The sequence below is a fragment of the Balneola sp. genome (assembly GCA_003712055.1).
In the GTDB taxonomy this organism is placed as follows: domain Bacteria; phylum Bacteroidota; class Rhodothermia; order Balneolales; family Balneolaceae; genus RHLJ01.
Genome location: RHLJ01000005.1, coordinates 324,293 through 345,904, shown reverse-complemented (window position 1 = coordinate 345,904; position 21,612 = coordinate 324,293). Strand labels below are relative to the sequence as shown.

The 21,612-nt window shown below is 39.7% G+C and carries 17 protein-coding genes; 6 read left to right on the top strand and 11 right to left on the bottom strand.

Annotation, left to right across the window (positions count from 1 at the left end; genetic code table 11):
* The first annotated feature begins 214 nt into the window (after positions 1–214).
* From ED557_13385 to ED557_13375, 3 genes are all read left to right on the top strand, one after another.
* A complete protein-coding gene (locus ED557_13385; protein ID RNC80113.1) occupies positions 215–3,016 on the top strand; it encodes a glycosyl hydrolase in 2,802 nt (933 codons plus the stop codon).
* Positions 2,991–3,482, top strand: coding sequence for a DUF192 domain-containing protein (locus ED557_13380; GenBank protein RNC80112.1), 492 nt, complete (start codon positions 2,991–2,993; stop codon positions 3,480–3,482). The genes ED557_13385 and ED557_13380 overlap by 26 nt, the downstream gene beginning before the upstream one ends.
* An 80-nt stretch (positions 3,483–3,562) precedes the next feature.
* Positions 3,563–5,233 carry a T9SS C-terminal target domain-containing protein gene (locus tag ED557_13375; GenBank protein RNC80111.1) on the top strand — a complete coding sequence of 557 codons (1,671 nt, stop codon included), beginning with the start codon at positions 3,563–3,565 and terminating at the stop codon, positions 5,231–5,233.
* A 123-nt stretch (positions 5,234–5,356) separates the two neighbouring features.
* On the opposite strand, the gene ED557_13370 is transcribed toward ED557_13375, so the two are convergent.
* The 4 genes from ED557_13370 to ED557_13355 all read right to left on the bottom strand — a co-directional run bounded on the left by ED557_13370 (position 5,357) and on the right by ED557_13355 (position 8,481).
* Entirely contained in the window at positions 5,357–6,385 is a 1,029-nt protein-coding gene (locus tag ED557_13370) for a class 1 fructose-bisphosphatase (GenBank protein RNC80110.1), read from the bottom strand.
* A 92-nt stretch (positions 6,386–6,477) separates the two neighbouring features.
* A complete protein-coding gene (locus ED557_13365; protein RNC80109.1) occupies positions 6,478–7,065 on the bottom strand; it encodes a dephospho-CoA kinase in 588 nt (195 codons plus the stop codon).
* An 8-nt stretch (positions 7,066–7,073) separates the two neighbouring features.
* A protein-coding gene (locus tag ED557_13360) for a peptide chain release factor 2 (GenBank protein ID RNC80108.1) occupies positions 7,074–8,193 on the bottom strand; the annotation gives its coding sequence in 2 pieces (ribosomal slippage) (positions 7,074–8,126 and positions 8,128–8,193; 1,119 coding nt in all).
* 21 nt (positions 8,194–8,214) lie between these two features.
* The gene (locus ED557_13355; protein RNC80107.1) at positions 8,215–8,481 is read right to left on the bottom strand and encodes a DUF883 family protein; all 267 of its coding nucleotides are present in this window, start codon (positions 8,479–8,481) and stop codon (positions 8,215–8,217) included.
* An 87-nt stretch (positions 8,482–8,568) separates the two neighbouring features.
* Between ED557_13355 and ED557_13350 the strand changes: the two genes are divergently transcribed.
* From ED557_13350 to ED557_13340, 3 genes are read left to right on the top strand one after another with little or no spacing between them, the layout of a single operon-like run.
* Positions 8,569–9,693, top strand: coding sequence for a DUF3419 family protein (locus ED557_13350; GenBank protein ID RNC80106.1), 1,125 nt, complete (start codon positions 8,569–8,571; stop codon positions 9,691–9,693).
* Entirely contained in the window at positions 9,690–10,286 is a 597-nt protein-coding gene (locus ED557_13345) for a class I SAM-dependent methyltransferase (GenBank protein ID RNC80105.1), read from the top strand. The genes ED557_13350 and ED557_13345 overlap by 4 nt, the downstream gene beginning before the upstream one ends.
* Complete coding sequence (locus ED557_13340; GenBank protein ID RNC80104.1) at positions 10,283–10,768, top strand: molybdenum cofactor carrier; 486 nt, start codon at positions 10,283–10,285, stop codon at positions 10,766–10,768. The genes ED557_13345 and ED557_13340 overlap by 4 nt, the downstream gene beginning before the upstream one ends.
* On the opposite strand, the gene ED557_13335 is transcribed toward ED557_13340, so the two are convergent.
* The 7 genes from ED557_13335 to ED557_13305 form a co-directional block, all read right to left on the bottom strand.
* A complete protein-coding gene (locus tag ED557_13335) occupies positions 10,754–12,490 on the bottom strand; it encodes an ABC transporter ATP-binding protein (GenBank protein ID RNC80143.1) in 1,737 nt (578 codons plus the stop codon). The genes ED557_13340 and ED557_13335 overlap by 15 nt on opposite strands.
* Before the next feature lie 50 nt (positions 12,491–12,540).
* Complete coding sequence (rnz, locus tag ED557_13330; GenBank protein RNC80103.1) at positions 12,541–13,878, bottom strand: ribonuclease Z; 1,338 nt, start codon at positions 13,876–13,878, stop codon at positions 12,541–12,543.
* Positions 13,879–13,934: 56 nt separating this feature from the next.
* The gene (locus ED557_13325) at positions 13,935–15,728 is read right to left on the bottom strand and encodes an ABC transporter ATP-binding protein (GenBank protein RNC80102.1); all 1,794 of its coding nucleotides are present in this window, start codon (positions 15,726–15,728) and stop codon (positions 13,935–13,937) included.
* Positions 15,729–15,779: 51 nt separating this feature from the next.
* Positions 15,780–17,150 carry a DUF1446 domain-containing protein gene (locus ED557_13320; protein ID RNC80101.1) on the bottom strand — a complete coding sequence of 457 codons (1,371 nt, stop codon included), beginning with the start codon at positions 17,148–17,150 and terminating at the stop codon, positions 15,780–15,782.
* A gap of 247 nt (positions 17,151–17,397) precedes the next feature.
* Positions 17,398–18,732 carry an amidohydrolase gene (locus ED557_13315; GenBank protein ID RNC80100.1) on the bottom strand — a complete coding sequence of 445 codons (1,335 nt, stop codon included), beginning with the start codon at positions 18,730–18,732 and terminating at the stop codon, positions 17,398–17,400.
* A complete protein-coding gene (locus ED557_13310) occupies positions 18,725–20,119 on the bottom strand; it encodes an amidohydrolase (GenBank protein RNC80099.1) in 1,395 nt (464 codons plus the stop codon). Before ED557_13310 ends, ED557_13315 begins: the two co-directional genes overlap by 8 nt.
* A 15-nt stretch (positions 20,120–20,134) precedes the next feature.
* Entirely contained in the window at positions 20,135–21,451 is a 1,317-nt protein-coding gene (locus tag ED557_13305; GenBank protein RNC80098.1) for a hypothetical protein, read from the bottom strand.
* Positions 21,452–21,612 lie beyond the last annotated feature (161 nt).

Sequence of the window (21,612 nt, the reverse complement as noted above, 5' to 3'; positions counted from 1 at the left end):
TCATCCCGGGCTCAGACCCAGGATCCGTAAAGTATGGTTCGTTTATATAGACATTCATAGATCAACGATTGGTTTCCTTACAGACCCCGCTCAAGTATGGGATGACGATAGAGGGAAGTGCGGGATGCCCCACAAAGGCATCAAAAAATCTTTTTCAACACTTTTGGTTGTCATTTTATATCATCCCTCAACTTTTGAATATGACTAACTAACTATGCGCTTGATCAAATTTCCCGTCTTTGCTCTTATTCTATCTATGCTTGCTGTTTCCTTATCCTTTGCACAAGTCGTCCCCCCTTCTTCTGTAGAGCAAATTGAAAACTCCGTTCAACAGCGTGCCGAACTCCGGGCTAATTCGATATTCAATGATTACCCCATGAGAAGTGTAGGCCCGGTAGTAATGAGTGGACGAGTAACCGATATAGCAGTACATCCTGAAAACTCACGAGTATTCTATATAGGCTTCGGATCAGGTGGGGTTTTTAAAACTACTAATAGTGGAAACACTTTTACCCCAATTTTTGATCATCAGGATGGTGCATTAGGCGTAGGCGATATGGATATCTCATCAGCTAATCCAGATATCCTTTGGATTGGAACCGGAGAAAATAACAGTAGCCGCTCTACCTATGCGGGAACAGGAATATATAAAAGCTCAGACGGTGGCGAGACGTGGGAGTTTTCAGGATTAAGAGGCTCTCAACATATTGGAAAGATCATAAGTCACCCTACTGATGAGAATACAGTTTGGGTAGCAAGTATGGGAGCATTGTATAGTTCAAACCCTGATCGCGGAGTATTTAAAAGTACCGATGGAGGAGAAACATGGAATCGAACCTTGTTTATTAACGATAGTACAGGTGTAATTGATCTAATCATACATCCTACAAACCCGGACATTCTTTGGGCTACTTCATGGGAAAGAGATAGAAAAGCCTGGAATTTTAAAGAAGGTGGTATTGCATCAGGTTTATATAAATCTACTGACGGTGGAGAAAGCTGGAATCAGATTACGGAAGGTTTACCAGCAGGCGAGCATGTTGGTAGAATGGGTATCGATATAAGTCAATCTAACCCTGATATACTGTATGCGTTTCTCGATAATCAATTCGAAACTAAAACAGAACGCGATGCTTCCCAAGGGTTAAACCAGACCGATTTCCTGGACATGAGCAAAAGAAATTTCTTACGATTGGACGATAAAGACCTCAATCAATACTTACGCTCTAATCGCTTTCCTTCTGAATACACCGCAGCATCAGTAAAAGCAGATATTGAAATGGATAAATACCAGCCAAGAGCTTTGGCTGATTACCTTGGAGATGCTAATGCTGCACTTTTTAATACCAGCATTAAAGGCCTCGAAATATACCGATCAGAAGATGGGGGTAATAGCTGGGAACTTGCCAATAGCTACCCTCTAAATGGAGTAGTATTTACTTATGGCTATTATTTTGGAGAAGTAAGAGTCGATCCTAACGACCCGGAAACAATTTATACCTTTGGTGTTCCTTTTCTTAAATCGACAGATGGAGGAAAAACCTGGGAGCAGAAAGCAAGAAATCAATCTGTTCACGTAGATCACCATGCGCTATGGATTAATCCAGATGATTCTGAACATATTCTTCTTGGAAACGATGGCGGGTTGTATGAGAGCCATGATGGTGGAGAGAATTTCATTCATCATAACACAATTGCTGTTGGTCAATTCTACACAGTGAATGTAGATATGGAAGAGCCTTATAATATTTATGGAGGCCTTCAGGATAATGGAACTTTTAAAGGCCCTTCTACCTCTACAGGAAACAGGGCACGTCCCTGGACTAGAATCGGTGGTGGTGATGGTATGCACGTGGCTCCAAATCCGGAAAACCCTGATATAGTGTATGTTGGTTTCCAGTATGGAAATTATACCCGTCGCGATCTAGAGAATAATGAGAATATGAGAATCACCCCTATTCATAAACTAGGAGAACCACGATACCGGTATAACTGGAATACCCCGGTTAATATGAGCTGGCATAATCCAGACATTATCTATTTCGGTTCTCAGCGATTGAATCGTTCATTTAATGAAGGAAAAGACTGGCAGACTATTAGCCCTGATTTAACTCATGATTTACCCAATGGGAATGTCCCTTATTCAACACTAACTACGATTGCTGAATCTCCCCTTTCGTTTGATGTAATCTGGGCTGGTAGCGATGACGGTATGATTCATGTAACTACGGATGGTGGGGCAAGCTGGAATCGGGTTTCAGATGATCTTCCTCAACGGCGATGGATAAGTGAAGTACATGCTTCCGGATATGATGAAGCTACAGCTTATGTTTCTTTAAATGGGTATCGATGGGATGAATTTGACACCTATCTTTACAAGACAACAGATTACGGGCAGAGCTGGACTTCAGTGAAAGGAAACTTACCTAATGAAGTAGCCAATGTGATTATCCAGGATCCGGTTAATCCTTCCATTTTATATGCCGGTCTTGATTTTGGAAGCTATGTAAGCTTCGATGATGGAAAAGAATGGCACTATCTCACAAATATGCCAAATGTTGCCTCCTATGATATGATTGTTCATCCCAGAGATTTAGAGCTGGTAGTTGCTACACACGGCCGTAGTATCTGGGTAATGGATGTAAAACCACTACATGTCGTAGCTGAGAGACTAGATGAATCTATTACTGCAATCAAACCTGAATCTATACGACAATCCAGATTTTGGGGAATGCAAACGGCACAATGGAGAGAACGATCCATGCCAAATGTAGAACTGATTTACTTCCTGGGTAATAAAAGAAGTGATCAGGATGTTAGCATTGTTGTAAGAGATGAGAACGGAGATGAAGTTTCTTCAATAGAGACTTCTGGTAACTACGGATTCAATACATACAACTGGAATCTTGTTAAAGCAGAAACCGAAGATGGATTTACCTTTTTAGAGAAAGGGAAATACACATTAGAATTTAAAACCGGAAGAAATACCCATGAGGTTCCATTTGAAATTAGGTAGCATATTCACACTATCACTTTTTGTATTCTTATTCACTTCCTGTGATTCTGGGAGTAAAGAAAATCAACAATCAGCTAGCAAGGGTCGGGTAGTCGTCCCAGAAAGCGAACTCACTTTTATTAATGAAAGTGGAGAAGCAATTGTAAGCTTGAATATAGCTATAGCAGATGAACCTCTGGAACGAAACCAGGGGCTTATGGATGTTCGCTCAATGCCAGAAAACACCGGAATGTTATTCATTTTTGATTCTGAAACCCCGCAAAGCTTTTGGATGGCCAATACCCCCCTTCCTCTGGATATTATGTATGTAAACAGCGACAGCGTAATCGTTCGTATCTACCAAAATACTACCCCTTTTTCAGAAACTTCCCTTCCCTCTGAAGCTCCTGCTATTTATGTGGTAGAAACGAATGGAGGCTACGCACTTACCTATGGAATCACAGAAGGCATGAAAATCAGATTTTAAAAAGTTGTGTAAGAAATTTTATCTCTTTTAGTTGTGAATGGATTTGAGTTTCTTTCTGCGACCATTCACTCAGAAGATTTATGAAACACTTCTTTTTTATCTTAGTCGCGGTTATTCTATTCGTATCACAAAGTTTCGCTCAGCCTACTATTCATGATGATAGAATCACACTTCGTTCGGTAACAAATTTACCTGCTAATACTGTTCGAATTAAATACAATGCTTCCAACGAAACTCTTTATTTCTCTACCATTGGGGGGGATATTTATAGCGTTAATATTGAGACGGGGTCGCAATCACAGCTTTCATTTACTGAGCCACATAATCTTCAAGAAGTCCAGGGTTTTGATATTTCAAATGATGGGAAATTCTACATAGTTGGTAATATCAAAGACGGAATTGATTTCACTAATACTGCCACAATAATGAGAGGGATCTTAGATGGGACAACCATTACCTGGGAAAAAGTAGCTGAAACTGAGCCCTACCCTCTTAGCAACACCTTTTTTGATCACATTATGAATGGTATTGTAGTCAGTGCTGATAACTCCACTTTATACATAAACAGTGGCTCAAGGACCGATCACGGCGAGGTTCATTCTGTGGATGGAAGATATCCTGAACTGCGTGAAACTTCACTTACAGCAAAGATCCTGAGAATTCCTGCTGATGCCACTGACCTCTTTCTTCCCGATAATATCGATAGCCTAAATGCAAATGGATATATTTTTGCTGAAGGGATTAGAAATACCTTCAGTCTTGCCTTCGATAAAGATGGGAATCTATTTGGACCTGACAATGCCGGAGAACGAGATGATCCTGGTGAGTTTAACTGGATTCAGGAGGGCAACCATTATGGCTTCCCATGGAGAGTGGGTGGTAATGATACTCCAATGCAATTTGATGGCTATGACCCCGATGCTGATATAATGCTTCAACCAGAAACAAATGGATACCAGTTTGGGTTTTTCTATAACGACCCGGATTACCCAGAACCGCCAGAAGGAGTTACTTTTACCGAGCCTTTATTAAATTACGGACCTGATGGAGTTATGTATCGAAATCCCGATACTGATACAATTCTGAATGCGTTTGAGCAGGATACCGCCATTAGTTCTTTTACTGCCCATCGCTCCATGTTAGGATTAGTATTTGATACGGAATCAGCCTTAGGCGCCGAATTTACTAACGATGGTTTTACTTTGGCTTTTTCTGATGACAACTTCTTTATTCGTTGGATGGATGATCCGGGCGAAGATCTGCTTCATATAGAACTAACTGAAGTAGATGGTACTTATGAAATGACTTCAACCAGAATAGCAAGTGATTTCATAAGTCCGATTGATGCGGAGATTATTGGAAATAAAGTCTATGTCGCAGAATACAGAAATGACTCCTGGCTTAATGTAGGTGCCAATACCAGGATTTGGGAGCTCACCTTCCCTGTTAATACTACAAATACTGAAACTGAGCTGGAATCGCCCTCCAATTTTACGCTACATCAAAACTATCCAAATCCATTTAACCCAACAACCACACTTAGCTTTGATTTAAAAGTTCCGGGCTTTGTCGAGCTTACGGTTAGCGATCTTACTGGAAGAGAAGTCCAAACATTGGTTAACCGAGCAATGGCTGCTGAAACACACTCGCTTCGTTTTGACGCTTCGAATCTATCTTCAGGGGTATACCTGTATTCACTAAGAGTTGATGATGTGCTTATCAGTACTCAGAAAATGGTACTGGTGAAGTAGTTTTAAACTAAGTAGTCATCCTGAGCATACTTGCGAAGGATCTTACTGAGCCATTACCCGATTAGATTCTTCGGCAGTAGCCTCAGAATGACATTGTATCTATGGTTGGAATAACTAAGGTGTCTAAACTGCCTCTTCTTCCGAATATTCAAAAAGAAAATCCATCGCTCTTGATACATTTTCTTTTGAACCTACAAAAATTGGCGTTCGTTGATGTATGGCGCTGGGCTCAATCTCTAGGATTCTATGCTTTCCATTAGTAGCCATACCACCGGCCTGTTCAATGATAAAACTCAATGGATTGCATTCATACATAAGGCGTAGCTTCCCATCAGGATATCTTTTACTGTGTGGATAGATAAAGATACCTCCTTTGATAAGTGTTCTATGTATGTCTGCAACCATTGAGCCTATATACCGAGCTGAATAGGGACGTCCAGTTTCTGAGTGTTCTTCCTGGCAATATTTTATATATCTCTTTAAGCCTGGATCCCATGAATTGTAGCTTCCTTCATTTATGCTATAAATAGTACCATGCTCGGGAATACGAATGTTACGATCAGATAAAATAAATTCACCGATACTTGGGTCCAATGTAAACAACGAAACACCCAGACCTGTAGTATAGGCCAACGTTGTACTGGAACCATAGAGTACATAACCAGCCGCAACCTGGCGCGTTCCAGGCTGAAGGGCATCTGCTTCTACTACTGATGGATCGTAACGAGCCTCTCTCATATAAATGGAAAAAATGGAGCCAATGGAAACATTTACATCAATGTTTGAGGAACCATCTAGCGGGTCTAGATATACGATGTATTTGCCTCCTTGGCTCCTTAATCTAACTATACCATCATTCTCTTCTGAGATAACCATACAGGTAATGGCTGAGCGTTCCAAAGATGAAATCAACTGCTGATCTGCAAAAGTATCCAGCTTCTTCACGTCTTCCCCATGCACATTAGTAGAACCGTCGTTCCCAAGAATATTTGTGATGCCGGCTTTATTTACTTCCCTGGAAATTATTTTTGAAGCAAGCGCTATATCCCTGAGTAATTGTGAGAGTTCGCCGGTAGCACCCGGAAAGCGATTTTGAGATTGGATAATGAATTCTTCGAGAGTAACTAAGCGTTGATTTTCATTTAAACTCATAGAAAGAAAAACTTTTTTGGAAGCGCTTTTTCGATAAATATAAGAATGTTTTTGACAGAAATAAGTTTTTCGTGAAATTTTTTTTCACGAGTTTATTTAAGTAAATCTAGTACCCTTTCTGCTTCTGACTCTAACTCTGAAACAGATCCATTATTCATCACAATGAAGTCTGCCAGATCTTGGTAATTCTCAAAATCTGGCTGTTTGTTGAGCCTATCCTGAACCTTCTCTTCTGTTGTTTGATCTCTTTTTAATGTTCTTTCTATTCTTCTCTCTTTATCCGACAAAACCAGAACTACATAATCAAGGTTCTTTGGTCTTCCGTGTTTCAGAAGAATTGCTGCTTCTTTTACGAAAACCTTCGCTCCTTCTTCCTCTTTTTGATCTGCCACCTTATCTGAAGCCTTCCATAACGCAGGATGAACAATTGCGTTTAATTCTTCTACTCTCCCTTTGTGGAATGCTTCATGAGCCAGGTATTCTCTGTTTAGTTTACCATCCTCAAAATAAGCCTGTGACCCAAATACATTTTTTATCGACGATACTAGCTCAGGATCCGATACCATTATATGTTTAGCAAAATCATCCATGTAAAGTACATAAACTCCTTTATCCTCCCACATTTTGCATAATGTAGTTTTACCAGAACCAATTCCTCCAGTAACTCCTACTCTAATCATATTGGTATCTAATCTTGTTTTTCAGTAGAGATCAGAAGCAAAAATGCCTTTATAAACTCGTCGAGGTCTCCATCCATGACAGCACTCACATTGGAAGTCTCATGATTAGTGCGGTGATCTTTTACCCGTTGATCGTCAAACACATAACTCCTAATCTGAGAACCCCATTCATTTTTTCCTTTAGATCCTTCAAGACGAGCTTTTTCAGCTTCCTGTATTTCCTTCTCAAGCTCATAAATCCTTGACTTAAGGAGAATCATAGCCTTTTCTCTGTTCTGAAGCTGAGATCGTTCCTGTTGACATTCGGCTACAACCCGCTGTTCGCTTCCATCAGAGAGTTTTCCTGTCCAAATTAAACGAACTCCTGTTTCAACCTTGTTCACGTTTTGCCCACCCGCACCACTGGAATGGAATCGTTGAAGCTCGATCTCACTTTCATTGATGTTCACATCTATAGTATCATCGATAAGTGGTGAAACAAATACGGAGCAAAAGGAAGTATGTCTTCGAGCATTGCTATCAAAAGGCGATACCCTTACTAACCGATGTACACCGCTTTCGGCCTTGAGAAAACCATAAGCATTAGTTCCTTGTACTTCCACAGTGGCACTTTTTAGTCCAGCAACATCTCCGTCCTGATAGTCAATTACTGAAACCTTAAAACCACTTTTCTCGGCCCAACGGGTATACATCCTGTAAAGCATTTCGGCCCAATCCTGACTTTCTGTTCCACCTGCTCCTGGGTTAAAATTTACAACTGCATCACGGTGATCGTCACTTCCTTTGAGCATGTTCCTTAGCTCAAGGTTTTCAAGACCTTTTTTGAGTTTGGAATACTCTTCTTCCAGCTCGTCTTCCACACTCTCCCCCATTTCAAGAAATTCGAGAAACACATTAATACTCTCTCTCAAATCGTTCAGTTCGCCCCATCCACCAACAAGACTTTTCTCGTTGTCCAGCTCCTTCATTATTGCCTGGGCTTTTGAAGGATCACTCCAGAATTCAGGGTTTTGCGTCTGCTCTGTTAATTCAATGATCCTGACTTTACGCTTATCGTAGTCAAAGATACCTCCTGAGCGCGTCCAATCGCTCGTAATCATCATTTAGATGATCTTTATTAATAGCCATAAGTTATTCTGGTGATGATAATTATTTAGTAGATCTGCCCAATAAAATACCAATTACTATCCCCGCAGCCAACGCAATTCCCAGACCCCGTTCAGGATTAGCACGAACATATCTTCTGGCATTTCTGTACTCATGTCTCAGTTCTACTTCAAGTCGATCCTTTTCGTCTTTTAGCCTGTCGATTACTTCATCAAAAGTTTGTTCAACCCTTCCTTGAACTACATCTGTAGCTTCGGTAACTGTTTTCCCGATTTTCTTCTGAACTTCTTCTATTTTTGTGGAACTCATAACGATTCGGTTTAATGATTCTAATTGGTAAACGGATTCGGCTTAATTTAAAAGATTTTAGAATCAGTACAGCTTTGATTTTTGTAAATGACACTATCTATTTCAAGTATTTGGTTTAAGTATATCCACTCAAATTTCCTGCTTTATAATACTTGCTGGGAAGATTCTGATATAGACCGGAAGCTACTATGCATTAATAAAAGTACACACCTGCTTTCAATTACCAGTGCTGGATGTAATGTACTCAACTACTTGCTAGACCAGCCTTCATCTATCCATTGTGTAGATATTAACCCAAAGCAAACTGCGCTTCTTGAACTAAAAGCTGCCCTAATTAAAAAAGGGGATTACGAATTATTTTGGAATTTTTTTGGCGAAGGAAAATCGGACGGGTATGACGCTTCATTCCGGAGTATCAAACACATGCTCTCTCCTGCATCAAGGAAATTCTGGGACACCAATATCCATTCTTTTTCACCTAAGGGTAAAGGGTTCTTCTACTCTGGAGGGGCTGGCATGTTTGCTCAATTCCTTAATTACATTCTCAAAAAAAAGCAGCTAAGAGACGTTTCCATTCAATTACTTCATGAACCTTCAAAAGACAGAAGAGAGGAATTATTTAAGAATATTGACCGAAAACTTTGGAATGGTCTTGAAAAGAAATTATGGAAAATGCCAGCTATACTGAGCTTTGTAGGAGTTCCAAAATCTCAAATTGAAGCTATTGGCGATTTAAATGTATTTATGAGGGATTCACTTCGATATGTTTTTGTTGAGCAAAACCCCATTAATAACTACTTCTGGAGAGTATACATTGAAGGGGCTTACACTAAATCATGCTGTCCTGATTACTTAAAGGAAGAGAACTTTCAATTACTCAGAGAGCAACTTGAAAATCTACATATCTCAACAGGTGGAATTAAACACTTCTTATCTGCTACTGATCAGCAATTCGATAACATTGTGCTTCTTGATTACATGGACTGGCTTACCACCGATAAACAATCCGAGTTATCAAATACCTGGAAGCTTCTTCTAAAGAAGATCAGAAATAACGGTCAGGTTCTCTTTAGAACTGCACACCGTAATGCTGATTTTCTTCCTGATTTTATCCATGAACAGATTAATATCGAACAGGTGGAACAGGATTGGGTTCAAAAGAATGACCGGGTCGGAACATATTCAGGAACCTATGTAGGTACTTTAAAATGATCCCTAAAACATTACGTGAATATTACAAGCTTCACGCTCCTATTTATGATATTACCAGATGGGCATTTTTATTTGGAAGAAACAGGCTCAAAGAACTTTTACCTACCCTGCCGGAGAAGCCCGTAATTCTTGACCTTGGATGTGGAACAGGGAAACATATTCCTCATCTTCTGAAAAAATATCCGGGTGCAAAAATCTATGCACTGGATCAATCGAAGGAAATGCTTTCACTTATAAAAAAAGAAGCCAAAGAAAAAGTAGACATCAAGAATCAGGAATACCAGAATACTAGTTTCGAGGAGCAGCAGTTTGATCTAATTCTTGCTTCTTATTCGCTTTCCATGATGAGTAACATCGATGAAAAACTAAATTTTATTCAACTGCATCTTAAAAAAGGCGGCCATCTGTTGGTTGTGGATTTTGATTCTACTCCTTTCTCTTTTTTTTCCAATTGGATGAAAAAAAATCATGTCTACTTTGATCACTTACTTTTCCTTAAGTTAAAGGATCACTTTTTCGAGGAACTAATAATTACTAAAACAGCTTATTTCGGCTTGTATAGATATAGTTCTTTTTTAGGTAGGAGTAAATGAAAATTAAGCGGGTATTATCAGGCGGACAAACGGGTACAGATCAGGCTGCACTACAAGCAGCAATTGATATCGGTATTGAACATGGAGGGTGGTGCCCTCCCGGAAGAATATCAGAAGAAGGAAAAATACCTGAGCACTTTAACCTTACAGAAACCCCTGAAGATAAGGATAGCTCTGCACCAAAAATTCCGTGCTCCCAACGAACAATATGGAATGTACGTGACGCAGATGCCACAATAATCTTTCTTCCTGACAAGAGGTTCGATATAGGAACTCATCTTTCTATCCACGCTTCCAAGAAAATGAATAAGAATTTCCTCGTAGTGGATCCTTATCAATCGAATACTTTGAAGCAAATCAAAAAATGGCTCAATTCTTTAGATGGTGATATTCTTAATGTAAGCGGACCGAAAGAAAGTAAATATCCGGGTATCTATAAGAAAATATACAGTGTCATAAAGGAGGTTTTACCCCTCAACTAACTGTTCTTTGTACTGGAGTTCATACAGCTTCTTGTAAATTCCGCCTTCCCTGAGAATAAGCTCTGCATGACTTCCCTCTTCCCTAATCTCTCCCTTATGCATCACCAAAATTTTGTCGGCATGTTGAATGGTAGAAAGTCTGTGGGCAATAACAATGGAAGTCCTTCCTTCCATCATTCTGATGCTAGCCTCATTAACAAGTGCTTCTGTTTCTGAATCTATACTTGATGTGGCTTCATCAAGAATTAAAATTTTAGGATCAAAAACCATCGCTCTAACAAAACAAATGAGTTGACGCTGCCCCATTGAGAGTGATGTTCCCTGTTTTTTTAATTCAAAATCGTATGTACCCGGCAACTTTTCAATAAACCTATGCGCTTCGACCTGGTGTGCAGCTTTAATAACATGATCCCGAGTTATAGACTCTTCTCCCAGAGTAATATTATCTATAATAGAGCCTGTAAATAATGCATTATCCTGTAGAACTAAGGAAAAGTATTGCCTCAGTTCTTTCAAGGATATATCTCGAATATCTACACCATCAAGCTTTATAGAACCACGTTCGATTTCATAGAACCGTAACAAGAGGTTGATAATCGTTGTTTTCCCTGCCCCTGTAGCTCCAACAATGGCAATGCTTTCTCCGGGACTTGCTTTGAAAGAGACATTCTTAAGTACGTAATCTTCTCCCTCATTATACTTGAACCATACATTTTCAAAAACTATCTCCCCTCTGGGGTTTTCAATCTTACGAGGATCGTCGGCTTCAACTACCTCGGTATCAGTATCCAGTACATTAAAAATTCGCTCAGATGAAGCTAGAGCTGATTGTAGTGTATTGAATTTCTCAGATAACCCTCTGATTGGCATAAAGAATTGCCTTGAGTACTGTATAAAAGCTAATAAAACTCCAAAACTAACTCCTCCCATCAGTGCTCTACCGCCACCATACCAAACGATTAAAGCCATAGCAAAACTTGAAAAAACTTCTACAATCGGCCAGAAAATGGAGAAATAGAAAATAGTTTCGACATGAGCTTCTTTATGATCGTTATTTATAGCCTTGAACTTTTTGAGTTGCTTCTTTTCTCTGTTAAATAGCTGAACTACATCCATCCCATTTATATGTTCCTGGACAAAAGAGTTCAGATTGGCGATCTGATCACGAACTTTTAGGAAAGCTACTCTTACCTTTTCCTTAAACCAGAATGTTGCATAGAATAAAACGGGAAGCACGGCAATAGTAACTATACTTAACTCCCAGTTCATTGAGAACATGAAGTAAAGAATGAAGATAATTCTGAATAAGTCTCCAATAATTGCTACTACCCCATCTGAAAGAAGTTCACTAAGCGCTTCGACATCACTCGTTGTTCGAGTAATAAGCCTTCCTATTGGGTTCTTATCAAAAAATTGGACATGGAGGGACTTGATCTTTTTAAAGATGGTATTCCTTAGTGAATAAAGAGTCCCTTGTCCAAACCACCGGGTTAGGTAGGTATTTGCCATGAGAAGGATGAACTCTCCAATCAAGGCCCCAAACAGTAAGAGGATGATATTTAAAAGCCCTTCAAAATCGTTAAGAGCGATGTAATCATCTATGGCTACCTGGGTAAGTTTGGGGCGGATAGTTCCAAGAAAGGAAGCAGAAAGTGTAAGTACTACCGCAAGTAACACATACCATCGGTAGGGCCTTACGAAAAAGTAAAGCCGTCGAATCAGTGCTCTGTCAACGGCTTTTTTCTTGTTGTTCTTACTCACACTTTATGTACTTAGAATCTATCGAAATCGTCGTATGAAGTTCTCGGAGTAATCGTTTTATTTGGCTGTGTATTATCCTGATCATTTCGATCACGATTATACGAGCTGCTTCCATATGATCTGTTGCTATCTCCTCCACGATCATATCTATCGTTTCGGTATCGATCATTGGAGCCACCACCGTATCGATTTCCACCACCACTTCGATAACCGCCGCCGCCACGACTGTCTCGATTATCACGGTTGTAATTTCCACCGCCTCCTCTTCTAGATCGGAAGTTTTTCCCTCCGCGGCTTTGACCTCTATGATCTCTACTATCACGACTATCCCGTCTTCCTGAATGTCTTGAGCCTCCTCCACCACTTTGTCTTGGAGGATTTTTAGTAAGATCCTTCAATTCTACTTTTGGAGTGATAATACCTCTTTCATGAGTAGGATCAGTAAAGATAGGTCTTAGTTCATTTGCCAACCAGGTCGGGTAAAAACCTTCTCTGGCTTCTTTTAATAGTACGTGCAGGTTAGTATAGCGTGCTGAGAAATGACCAATGACTAATAATTTAGTTTGGGCTTCAGTAGCTACTCTGGCAGCATCTGCTGCGGTAGAATGTCCGGTTTCTTTAGCTTTATCGGCTAATTGATTACCAAAAGTTGCCTCATGATAAAGGATATTGGTATTCATAGCTAGCTTCACTGCATTTGGACAGTATTCCGTATCAGTCACATAAGCAAAACTATCTCCCGGTCTTGGGTGTCCTACAATCTCATAAGCTTCGATCACTTTGCCGTCATCAAGTGTAAGATTGTTTCCTGCCTTTAATTCTTTGAACTGCTCGTCATCAGTAATTCCAAACTGCGCCGCTTTAGCAGCGTCTACTTTACCAGGTTTGTCTTTTTCCTGGAATCTGTAGCCAAGGCAAAAACGTCTGTGTTTAAGTGGTCGAGCTTCTACATAGAAATCGTCTGCATCTACTACTCTGGTTACCTCTTCTCCTTCATCAACCTCGTTATAGGTCACTTCGAAACCGAGTTCAACGCCAGAGAAATTTAAATTCCACTCAACGAATTCTTTGATCCCTTTTGGGCCAGCAATGATAAGTTCACGGTCTCGTCGCTGTAGTTGCAACGTAGACAGAAGCCCCATCAATCCTGAATAGTGATCTACATCGAAATGCGATATAAATATGCAATCAATTTTAGATCGTTTTAACCCTGCTTGCAGCATGCCCATTTGAGCATTTTCTCCACAATCAAATAAATAGACACTTCCTTCTCTCCAAAGAGCAACTGAAGGTAAATGGCGGGTTGAGGTTGGCGTTGCTGATGCTATTCCTAATGGTACTACAATCATTTTTTTATTCTCCCATTATCCTGTAGTATTGCCTGTCAAGCAATCTGTCCAGGTTATTATATTTCTGCTAATTCTTGTTCTAGTAATTGTTTAGTGTACATGGTCTTGTAATGACCATCTTTTTCCAAAAGTTCTTCATGGGTTCCATGCTCCACAATACTGCCGTCTTCAATGTAATAAATTATATCGGCACCTTTAATTGTTGATATTCTATGACTTATCATGATGGTGGTTCTTCCTCCCATCTCTTTATCCAACTGTTTTAAAATCGCGTCTTCTGTTTTTGTATCAATAGCACTTAATGAATCGTCAAAGATCAAAATCTGGGGATTTTTTATCAGAGCTCTTGCAATCGCTGTCCTTTGTTTCTGTCCTCCTGATAAGGTTATCCCCCTTTCGCCAAGCATAGTCGAGAATTTTTTCTCAAAATCCAAAATATTATCCTTTACTTGAGCTTTTTCTGCAGCCGATTCTATTAACTTCTGATCCGCTTCCTCAACTCCAAATGCAATATTCTCACCAATAGTATCCGAAAATAGAAAAGTCTCCTGAGGAACAAACCCAACAGCTCTTCTTAGGTTAGAGAGCGAATACTCTTTTATGTCTTTACCATCTAATAAAATTTTACCCTCAGTTGGATCAAATAATCTTGGGATTAATTGAATAAGACTGGTTTTACCTGAGCCCGTTCTACCAACAATAGCTACATTTTGACCAGCATTAATTGTAAGATTTAGCTCTTTTATAGCAAATTCCTGAGCATCGGGATAACGAAAGGATACATTCCTGAATTCAAGATCTCCTTTAATTTCTTTTGGTTCTTCACCCTTCTTTTCATTGCTTTCTGATGGGTAGTCAAGTACTTCTTTAATTCTATACCAGGAAGCCAAAGACTTTTGAAAGCGATTCATAGTATAGCCAAGCGCTGCAACGGGCCAAATCAGGTAAGCGACATAAATCAAAAATTCAGCAATATTACCTACGGTAAGACTTCCTTCTATAATCATATTGCCACCCTGCCATATTACAATAATGAGAGAAATACCGATCAAAAAATTAAGACCCGGGTGAAAAAGTGATTCAATTAGGTCGAGGCGTAATTTCTTCTTCCTGTAGTCTTCACTTAGCTCTTCAAATTTAATCTGCTCATTCTCTTCTCGGTTGTAGGCTTTGATTAACCTAATGCTTGAAAAGGTTTCCTTCCCTTGACCAGCCAGCAAAGAGTATTGCTCCTGGATGATAATCGAATGCTTATGAATAAAGCCTGTAATCCAGTATGCAAATATTGAAAGCAGAGGAAGTGGAATTAATGCCCATAACATGAGTTCCTTATTAACCAGGTACATCATTGTAATTACAAAAGCAGCCCTGGTAATTGTATTGATACTATACATGATCACAGGCCCATAATACTCACGCACTTTGTTTACATCCTCTGATGCACGAACATAAACTTCACCTTGTGAGTATTTCTCATAGAACTTTTGTGGCAATGACATGAGCTTTTCTAAAATCTGATTCCTCATATCGAATTCCACTTTCCTGGAAGTAACGATCAGGGTCTGACGAGTTAGAAAAAGGAAAAAACCATATAGTGCAACTGTACCGATCAAGTACAATGAATTATATCCCAGTACTTTGCCAACTTCGCTTGTAAACAAAGTTTCAATGAGAGATTCTGGAACAACAAAGTTGTCATTAGACAGTGTTTCAACCTGATCGATAGTGCGACGAATAAGAACAGGAATCCAAACCAGAAAGAAGTTTGCTGCTGTAAGGAATAGGGCACCAAGAAATACCGTCATCTTGTATTTCTTTAAGTAGCTATTTAAATCTTTAAGGGCACCCATTAATCGTATTTACTTCCTTAGTTGAACTCTTCGTAAGAGCAGATATTGTTATCACTCTATATTGAATACAGTTACATTATAATCCACAGCTTCTTTATCTAACAGCGCCGGCCAGTAAGCAACAACTTCACTTGCTTTAGGTCTACCTCCTGCAAATCCTGTAACTCCACTTGGCCCAGTTAGAATTAGCGGCGCTATTTCCATTCCAAATCGATCAATGTCTTTCTTTTCGGGACCCATCACTGAAATCCTCATCTGAATTTCATCGAAGTCATCCACTCCCTCATATTGATCAATAGGCTTTTCATTTGTTCCGTTGTAACCTACAAACTCTTTATTGAATTCATCAATTTGTAAACCCAGGTCTTTGGCCCTTTTTTCTAAAATCTCTGCACCTTTCTCCGCTTTTTTGAGTGCATCAGGCCAACTGTATACTAATGTAGATGAAAGTTTGTACCCGCTGTTATAACTAGCTGATACTTTATAAGAATCGGTATATGGCAATCCCGTTATTCCGAATACTTTTACCCTGTCTGGACCCACATCTTTTACTTGGATAGATGTAAAATCAGCTACTACATCGGGAGTGATATAATCCTTAGGATTCCCGATCTCATAGAGGAGCTGTTCTTTTACTGTTTGTGAACTAACTAACCCACCCGTTCCCTCATGCTTAGTTACATAAAACTCACCATTTGGATATGCTTCTACAATTGGAAATCCTATGTTCGAAAAATCTTCCACTTTTTCCCAATCGGTGAAATTACCTCCTGATGCCTGGGCTCCACACTCAAGGATGTGACCCGCAATCGTACCAACTGAAACTTTATCAAAGTCCTCAAAATCCCATCCAAATTCATGAATCATAGGTGCCAGTGTCAATCCGGTATCGGTAACCCGGCCGGTAACAATTATATCCGCACCTAATTCCAGAGCGTCAACAATACCTCGGCAGCCGAAGTAAACATTCGCACTTAGTAAACTATCCTTTACCGTTGAGATGGGTTCTTCGGTATCCATGTTGTTTAGGGTATGCCCTTCCTGAAGCAGCGTATCAATATCTGGCAAGATGTTATCTCCACCTAGCACTGCTACCTTTATATTTGTGAAACCAGCTTCTTTGGCGACCTTAAGGATCTCATCCTTACATGCTAAAGGATTTACCCCTCCAGCATTACTTATCACCTTAACTCCTTGTGTACTGATTTCAGGAAGGATTTGACTGATTACCTGAACAAAATCTCTGGCATAGCCCCAATCAGAGTTTTTCATCTTTTGCTTCTGCATGATGGACATGGTGACTTCCGCCAAATAATCCATCACTAAATAATCAATTGGGCCGTTTTTAACTTGTTTAACAGGGGCGTTAGGGAGATCACCCCAAAAACCTTGCCCTGATGCAATTCTGATAAATTCCTTCACGTATTAATTCTCTTTCAATAAATTATGATTCGAATATCGGGATTATTTTAATAGAATTAAGAATTGGAAATTAAAAAATTAGGAATGATGGATTAGGCTTATATAGATACTATTTCTATAGTTATTAGTTAACGGTTATTGGTTAATCACCTTTCCAACAACGAATAACCATTAACTAATAACTATGATCCACATCCACTATTCCTAATTGATAATTCTTAATTCCTTATCTCAAGCATACTTTCCTTTACTCTACAGAATCTCTGTCAAGGAATTCTTCATACAGTTGGGTATGCCTGCTTACCATAGGTATCATATAACCCGAAATAAACACTTGTTCAATTTGAGTTACCGGTTCAAATGGATCTCCATCTGAAATGAACAGATTTGCCATTTTTCCTTCTTCTATAGAACCTACCATATCATCGATTCCAAAAATTTGAGCTGGATTTATAGTAACGGCCTTAAGTGCTTCTTCTACTCCTAATCCGTAAGCAGCTGCATATCCGGCTTCGAAAGAAAGATTTCGTACGTTTTCTATCTCACCTGAAATAATCGCTACTTTCACTCCGGCTTTATGAAGTGCTCCTGCATTTTCATACGGACGATGGATGTGATCATAAGGTCGTAATGGTAAATAGAGCGCTTTAACTAAACACGGAATACCTGCTTCAGCTATTTCATCAGCTACACGCCAACCTTCTTGTACATTATAAAAAATAACATTTAGGTCCTCATTCTTCTCATCAGTAGCCCACTTTATTGCTTCAAGAATATCCTTGTCACGAGTAACACTAATTACAACAGGTGTTTCACCGCGAACTGTTTCTCGCATTGATTCGAGATAAATATTTTTATCTGGCTGTTCTTTGCCATTCGGATCATCCTCGTAAGCTTCCATCATAGAATTATAAAACCGGGCTTTATCAAGCATGTCATCCAGCTCTTTCACCTGTTCTTCAAATTCTTCTTTTATTTCCTTGTCGCTACGACGATCAAAAGAACCTCTCTTCATAGAAGAAGGCCATGATACAACCATACCAGCTCTCGCATCAATCGCCATAGAATCAGGAGAATATCCCCAAAGGTTCATTATCGAACCTTGTCCCGATATTCGCCCTGATGAAGGTGCAGTCATTACATGAGTAACTCCACTTACCCTGGTTACCGGAATGGCCACACTGTGAGGGTTAAAGGCAGTAAATGCCACTACATTTGGATTAAAGTTACCCACTTCGCGACTATCTACTGTTACTGGAACTGCATTGATTTCAACCAATCCAAGCTGGCTTCCTGAGTCCATAAAGCCCGGATAAACATGTTTACCATCCGCTTCAATTTTTGTGAAGTCGGCGGGCACTCTGGCATTATTACCCACCAGGGTAATGTATTTCCCTTCTATTAGCACTACCCCATTTTCAATAGTCCCGTTCGTTACCGTATGTATGGTAGCTCCAGTGATTGCGTATTTACCAAAGCCGGGTTTTTCGGTTATTTGAGCATTAGCTTGCCCAAATCCGGCGACTAATAAAACGACAAGTATGTATTTAATTATTGATTTCATAATTCGCCCCCTACTCATGACTGTGATTGGTTCCTTCGAACAGAATAAATGTATCTTCCATGCAAGCGTCTACATGACGTCCTGCCAGGATTTCACTGGAGAATGATGCTGTTTCATAATCCTGTCCAGGATTTACTGAAATCCTCATATCAGCAGGGTCTTCATTCAGGTCGAAGTATTTTTTACCGTCGATATAGGTTTGTTCCACCTTGCTGTAGATACTAATCGGATGTCCACTCCAAATAACAACGTCACCATCTTTACCTTCTTCAATACTTCCTACCCTATCTTCAATTCCAAGTTGAATAGCAGGATTGATCGTAATCATTTTGAGCGCGTCTTCTACTGAAGTTTGTCCATATCTGATAGTCTTTCCGGTTTCATGATTTAAATGCCTAATCAACTCATCACTATCACTATTAATACTATTGATAACTCCATTCTCATTAAGAATAGTAGCGTTATATGCTGTTGAGTAATACACCTCAAATTTATAGGCCCACCAGTCTGCAAAAATGGAAGTGTGAGCGCCGTTCTTTGCTAACTCTGGTGCTACTTTGAATGCTTCGTTAGCATGCTGAAAGGTGTAGTTTTTAACCCCATAATCGTTGAATACTCTCATAAGCATAAGAATCTCATCAGCACGATACGAATGGCAGTGAACAAGAATCTCACCATCTATGATATCACTTAGTACTTCCAATCTAAGGTTTTGGGCTACTGGCACTGGTGGCACCCCTCGTTTTCTTCGATCGTAAGTGGTTTTTGCAGTAAGGTATTCTTCTCGATTTCTTTTGTAATCGATAGCCATATCAAAATGCTCACGGATTACTTGTTCTACAGACATTCTGGTGCGAGGGTGGATTCCACTTCCCTGGCCATGAACCCGGGTTGGGTTTTCACCTAATGCAAACTTTATAGTTCTTGGAGCATTTGCCATTCTCATTCCATCTTGTGAGGCTCCATAGCGAAGCTTCAAAGTTTCGCCCTGTCCTCCAATAACATTAGCAGAACCATGCATAAGATGAATACTAGTAGTTCCACCTGCTATAGCCCGGTAAATGGCTATATCATTTGGGTTAACCGATTCTTCCATCGTAACCTCAGCAGTAACCGGATTCCGTGATTCATTTGTACTAACTGTATTTAAATGAGAATGGGCATCAATAATGCCAGGACTTAGATATTTACCGGTAGCATCAATAGTTTCCACTCCTCTTGGTGCTGAAAGGTTTTCTCCGATTCTGGTAATTTTACCATCACGAATAAGTACATCCGTATTTTCTAGCTCACCATTTGTAATGGTTACTACAGTTGCATTCTTAATAAGCACTGAACCTGTTTCCTGAGCCTGAAGGCTTATAACAGTGAACAATGCTAACAATGTCAATAGACTTTTCTTCATAATCTTTCCCTCCTATTAAAATTCTACGATGTTGCCATTACTCACACTAGAAACAGATTTCGCTTTCGTTTCCATCATGGGCTTATCGAATACAGTAAAACTTGCATTCATTCCCACCTTCAATTCCCCAAAACTATCATCAATACCCAGAATTTGTGCCGTATTTGTAGTCATGAGTTTTACCAGATCTTCTTCGGTTAGTCCACCCTCTTCAACTAGTAGGGTTACTTTTTTTGGCAAATCTTTTAATGCCATATCAAAGGATGAATAACCAACCTGAACACCGGCATCCATTAACATTTTGATATTCATCACTTCATCTTTCCAGGCAGCCATTCTTTTATCTCTGAAGTGTTGTTCCTCTTCAGAGAGTTCTTCTGCCTCTTTACTGGTATCAGGTTCTGCTTTGTGCCATTCAGGTGCTTCAGTTATATCTACACTTGCTAATACTGGTATATTTCTTTCTTTAAGCTCATCGGCTCTGGCATACGCTTCTTTACCTGATACAATCACGATATCAAAGCCGAATTCATCCTGGTAGGAAAACATTCGTTCGATATTTTCTTTTGTATCTACACTAAAGAATAGTGGCTTTGATTTATCTATTAAAGGAAACATAGCTTCCAAAACATCACTTCGTTCAGGGGCAGGCATTTCAGGATTAGAGGAATGATATTCCATGTGAGTTTTTAGCGCCTCAGCATCGTACATCACCTGTCGGAATTTAGCCATCACTCCCATTTGTGTAGATGGATAAGCTCCTGTACTCCAGCCACCCGGTGCGCTTGAGAAACTTCCATGTAATGCTATTTCTTCTCCAAATAAATTGGCTTTTACATCTTTAGGAGAAAGGGTAAATATTTCTACTTTACCTGATAACATATTTCCATCAAAACCGAGTGCTGCTGTTGTAAAACCAGCTTTTATGGCTGCTTCAAAGTCCTTGTCATCAATCATCATTTCAGATGGGACTCTCTCAGGTTGAACACCAGCCCGGTCGTACGGAGGCTCTCCAGGTCTGGGAAGTCTTTCCAAGTCGGTTGGAGGTCTTGGGCTACCCCATGTAGTGAAACCGTCAATAAATCCGGGATAAATATGAAGTGAATCTCCAAGATCTACTTTGAATGCATCGAATGGAATGTTTACCCCGGAACCAATTGCTTCGATAATTCCATTTCGCCAGACTATGGTACCGGATTCGGTTATTGTTCCATCAGAATGGTGGATGGTTACATCAGATATAGCATATGCCGGGGCTTCCTGAGCAATAATACTCATTCCAAGACCAAAGATGACCACCAGCACAGCTAATAATGAACGTAAGGATTTCATATAAGCTGTTATTTACAATTAAACGATGAAGAGAATAAACAGCTTAATTTATTCTTTAGAAAGCCGTGTTTTGTAAAAACCTGAGTTTGAGATGAGAGTATTTCAGGTAGAAGCACCAGAAAAGCTTTTGAGTCATTCCTGCCTGTCCGCCGTACTTATAT

Coding starts and splice junctions, on each gene's coding strand:
- ED557_13370 (RNC80110.1), bottom strand. CDS start 6,385: ATGAGTTTAAATGAAAATCAACGCTTAGTTACTCTCGAAGAATTCATT.
- ED557_13305 (RNC80098.1), bottom strand. CDS start 21,451: ATGAAATCCTTACGTTCATTATTAGCTGTGCTGGTGGTCATCTTTGGT.
- ED557_13325 (RNC80102.1), bottom strand. CDS start 15,728: ATGGGTGCCCTTAAAGATTTAAATAGCTACTTAAAGAAATACAAGATG.
- ED557_13350 (RNC80106.1), top strand. CDS start 8,569: ATGACACTATCTATTTCAAGTATTTGGTTTAAGTATATCCACTCAAAT.
- ED557_13315 (RNC80100.1), bottom strand. CDS start 18,732: ATGAGTAGGGGGCGAATTATGAAATCAATAATTAAATACATACTTGTC.
- rnz (RNC80103.1), bottom strand. CDS start 13,878: ATGATTGTAGTACCATTAGGAATAGCATCAGCAACGCCAACCTCAACC.
- ED557_13340 (RNC80104.1), top strand. CDS start 10,283: ATGAAAATTAAGCGGGTATTATCAGGCGGACAAACGGGTACAGATCAG.
- ED557_13375 (RNC80111.1), top strand. CDS start 3,563: ATGAAACACTTCTTTTTTATCTTAGTCGCGGTTATTCTATTCGTATCA.
- ED557_13365 (RNC80109.1), bottom strand. CDS start 7,065: ATGATTAGAGTAGGAGTTACTGGAGGAATTGGTTCTGGTAAAACTACA.
- ED557_13385 (RNC80113.1), top strand. CDS start 215: ATGCGCTTGATCAAATTTCCCGTCTTTGCTCTTATTCTATCTATGCTT.
- ED557_13310 (RNC80099.1), bottom strand. CDS start 20,119: ATGAAGAAAAGTCTATTGACATTGTTAGCATTGTTCACTGTTATAAGC.
- ED557_13380 (RNC80112.1), top strand. CDS start 2,991: ATGAGGTTCCATTTGAAATTAGGTAGCATATTCACACTATCACTTTTT.
- ED557_13355 (RNC80107.1), bottom strand. CDS start 8,481: ATGAGTTCCACAAAAATAGAAGAAGTTCAGAAGAAAATCGGGAAAACA.
- ED557_13345 (RNC80105.1), top strand. CDS start 9,690: ATGATCCCTAAAACATTACGTGAATATTACAAGCTTCACGCTCCTATT.